The following is a 2,976-nucleotide window of genomic DNA, read 5'->3' on the forward strand; positions in this document are numbered from 1 at the left end:
GGCTTGCCTGCCACAGCAGCCCGTTTTCATCGCCCAAATCTGTCGCCAAGGCAGACGCCCCCCTGTCCGACACGACGTCAGCAATGGCACCTTGGTGGCTCACTAAATGAGACAAGAGCCCAGAAAGCACGCCAAACGCGGGCATCTCTGGTGATGCTTCAAGATATTCCGCCACGTCGGATGCCAATGCTTTTGCATGGGCAAGTTCCGTCTGAGCGACACTTTCCCAAGAACGTGCTGCACGGTCTTCAATAATGGCTGCCATCACTTCGTCTACAAGAGACATCGCCTCGGTGATACCAAGCTGTTTTGCTTCATCTTCCGTATCGTTGCGCAGAGCACGGAGTTCATTTTGAATACCAGTGAGAAAGCTGTTGGCCCTCAAAGCAGAGGAATCGGATTCTGTTGCATGAAATATCGGATTGTTGTAACCACTGTGATGGAGTGTGTAGTCGTGTTGCGGTAAATACTCAGTCACACGATAAAAAGAGGTGTACCCTCTCACCACGGCTTTAGTTTGCGCTTTTTCTTCGACAGCTTGCTCATAGCGTACATCTGCCAGCACAACAGCAGTCTCCGCAGAGCCATCCTGAGCCCTACGCATCACTGCGGCAGCATGAAAGGCATCTGCTGCCGATCTTTCACTTCGCGCATTGGCAAGGACCTGAAAATTTAGTTGCAAGCGAAGGAGTTCAATCTCCGCTGCCTCCACATCTTCTAAAATCTCAGCCACATCCAAGTGAACCTGCGCCAAAACAGCTTCAAGTGCTTGCTCTGTCGTAATATCCTCACTAGAGGCCACTGAAACCGCAATATCGTCAAGCGCTACATTGCCTAAGTTCGAGGCACGTAGATCCTCAGCTTTTCCTAGCGTCAGGAAGTTCGCAGGTAAAAGTTCTAGCGCGCTTTTGATGTACTGCAAGTCAGTTAAGAGGGTGGTGGTCAATGCCAACGTTTCTGCGATATCTTCATCTTGCCAGCTAGCCATCACAGACAGCATCTTAAGTCGTTCAGCACCTTCTTTAAGTTCGGCTCGGCTCGTCCTTTCACCTAACTGCTCGGTAAACTTCCCATCAAAGTAATTTGAATAACCATTGACATAAGCGCCAAATTGACTTGAGTTGTATGAGAATACAGCTCGAATTGCCCTGCTTACCTCGGTATTAGTGATATGTAGAGAAGTTGCATTCAATACCCTCGGCACAATGTCGTAATTAAACAGAGATTTACTTATTGTCTTTTGTGCGGACATCTCATCAGCGCTGGCGATAATGCGCGTAGACATGGCATCGGATAACGTAGGAAGCGCTGGCGCATCAGCTAATGCCGCAGTTGCCGAGTCTAAAGCTATTCGCGCTCGTTGGTCTGCTTCAATGGCAACAACCATCTCATCGACCAAAGCCAGAGCGGCCTGTAACTCGCCTTTTGTCTGCTCCTCTGACGCCTGTGCATACAATTCATCAAGCTGACTCTTCACATTACTCAGAAAAATCAGGGCACTTTCTGCCTGTTGCGGCGTTTTTGTTGCCTTCCAGACTGTACTCCCGTAATGGTCGTTCTTGAGGGTGATGTAATGTGTCAGGTGTGGCAGGTGCTCGGTGATAACACTGGGCTCGGCATAAGCATGCACTGCTAATGTTGTGCGTTCTTTCTCAGCCAAGGCGTTATCGTAAACATGCTGGGCGCGTGTGTGTGCCAGCTTAATGTCAATCAACGCAAACTCTGCATCAACACGCTCTGGAGACAGTAACTTTGATAAGTACGTTTTACTCCAGTTCACTGTAGTGGCGACCGTTTTTTCGTAGGCTTGCTCTACCGTGACATCAGGAATGAGAGCATCGAGGCGGTCAACCTCGGCTTGAGCTGCTAACATCATGTCTTTCGAAGCGTCTAACCTTTCAAATGCATCGTTTAGCGAACGCATTGCAGATAACGCGTTTCGAACAACACCCAGTTTCCAGTTAGCATCTTTCTCAACCTGTAAAAGGGTCGCTTCCAGTGCCTGCTCCGTGGTATAGACATCACTTGGGGCGACGTAGGTCGTCAACGTCCCCGTGTAAGTATTCCCCGGATTCGTCTCCCTTAGAGCCGTTGCTTCCTCCAGTGTTAAAAAGTTGTCAGGCAGACTTTCAAGTACGGCTTCAATATGTTCAATCTCATTAACCCAGTACCGGGTTAGCGCCTCACTCTCTGCGATGTCCTCCGTAGTCCACTCGGTTTGAACGAGATAGTCCTGAAGCCTTAACTGGTTTTCATGATGACTACTACTGTCTGTCACCAAATCCAACTGCTCAAAATATTTATCCCGGAAATAGTTGTTATAACCATGGAAATTTGCAGTATATTTCATTGCAAAGTAGGGGAATATCGCCCTCATGGGCGTAAATTCAGCTGAGTGGTTAACGTAATGATTTAGAAGGTATGTGGTATTTACCTTACTCAAATTGACAGAGTCTTTTAAAGCTTCGATTTCTGCTTTGATATTTTGCTCTGCATCCAACGCAGCCGCATAAGTCGCCTTCGCCTCGCTCAACGCAGCGAGATTGGCCTCATAGTCAGGGTGCCTCTCATTGAAACGCTGCGCCGCTTCTTCGGGTGTGAGGAGTTGCTCCGGCATTGCCAGCAGCGCGTCAGTCAACGCCTCCATCCCCGTCAATAAGGTCTGCCCTTGTTGCAGCAAGCCGCTAAATACTGCGTTATCTCCCGCTGATATCGCCGTATTCACAGCCTCCAAGTAGTCTACCAGTTGCGTGGGGTAACTGGTCAGAAAATCCGGCGACACGGACGGCGCCAGTAAGGACTCAAGCGTGGCCGTAAAGTGGTCGGTATACCCGGAAACAAAACTCCCCCGACCATCAAACAGCGTCAGCAAATCGGAATAAGAGCCATAATGGTTGTATACGTTGGGGCTAAAATCACGAGGCATTCTACTCAGCGCATCCGTGAGGGTCTGTTCATTATCCGCAAGGTATGTGC

General features: G+C 49.2%; 1 protein-coding gene. It reads right to left on the minus strand.

Annotated elements, in window-relative coordinates:
• The coding region (locus EQP46_RS24150) for a hypothetical protein (RefSeq protein WP_161972892.1) at nt 1–2,976 on the minus strand (2,976 nt) is incomplete at both ends.

The organism is Enterovibrio baiacu (assembly GCF_004120195.1).
GTDB classification, from domain to species: Bacteria; Pseudomonadota; Gammaproteobacteria; order Enterobacterales; family Vibrionaceae; genus Enterovibrio; species Enterovibrio baiacui.